The sequence below is a fragment of the Flavobacterium piscis genome, assembly GCF_001686925.1.
In the GTDB taxonomy this organism is placed as follows: domain Bacteria; phylum Bacteroidota; class Bacteroidia; order Flavobacteriales; family Flavobacteriaceae; genus Flavobacterium; species Flavobacterium piscis.
The window spans coordinates 1-807 of the sequence record NZ_LVEN01000041.1 but is presented as its reverse complement, the minus strand read 5'-3'; the positions used below and the strand labels follow the sequence as shown (position 1 = coordinate 807).

1 protein-coding gene is annotated in these 807 nt (G+C 34.3%); it reads left to right on the top strand.

All coding sequences use genetic code 11. The features are described 5' to 3' along the window. Positions 1 to 151: 151 nt before the first annotated feature. Positions 152 to 403: a hypothetical protein gene (locus FLP_RS17295; RefSeq protein ID WP_065450786.1), complete on the top strand. Its 252-nt coding sequence runs from the start codon at positions 152 to 154 to the stop codon at positions 401 to 403. The last annotated feature ends 404 nt before the right edge of the window (positions 404 to 807 follow it).

Here is an 807-nt window from a genome sequence, read left to right as displayed (position 1 = left end):
GGTAATTAAGATAGTACCTAGGGCAGTAGTTTTCAAAAGAAACATTAGTAATAAGAAGAAAGAAACCGCCTCAAAAGAATAAACTTTGCGACTTAGCTCCCGATAACTATCGGGATTGCGCGATTAAAAAAAAACAGTAAAACCCCCAACTTTGCGACTTTTTCAAAACAAAGCCAACAAAAAAGGAAACCTTCGCGCCTTAGCGCCTTCGTGGCAAAACTCATTAAAACCACCCAAAACAGGCAAAACCCAACAAAAGCAGCCAAAGATCAAAAAACTTCGCCTTGTAAAAACCACCCAACCAACGACTTATAAAAAAGATGGAAAATATATAATAAAAAGGCTTGTAAATGTAAATAAAGGGTCTACTTTTGCACCCGCAACAGCGACAGACGTTCTTTAAAATACTGACAAGCATTACGAATCAAAGTGAAAATTTATTTTCAAAAAAAGATTGAGAAAAGCTTGTGAGATTTAAAAACAGAAGTTACATTTGCACCCCGCAAAACACGGAAAGTTCATTGATAGATTGGTAAGGTTTGGAAGGAAAAAGGAAAGTAAATTTTCTTAAAAAAAACTTCAAAAAACATTTGCCGGTTTGAAATAAGTTTTCTACTTTTGCACCCGCTTTGAGAAACAAGCGATATTGAAAAAGAAACACGTTCGTAGACATATTGAATTGACAGCCGTTTTAACAGAGATGTTAAAACAAAAGAATAAGAGTAATGGAATCGAGAGATTTGAAAAACCGATAGAGAAAACGTCGAATAATAATTAGTCTTAAGCAATTAAGACAAACAATATACG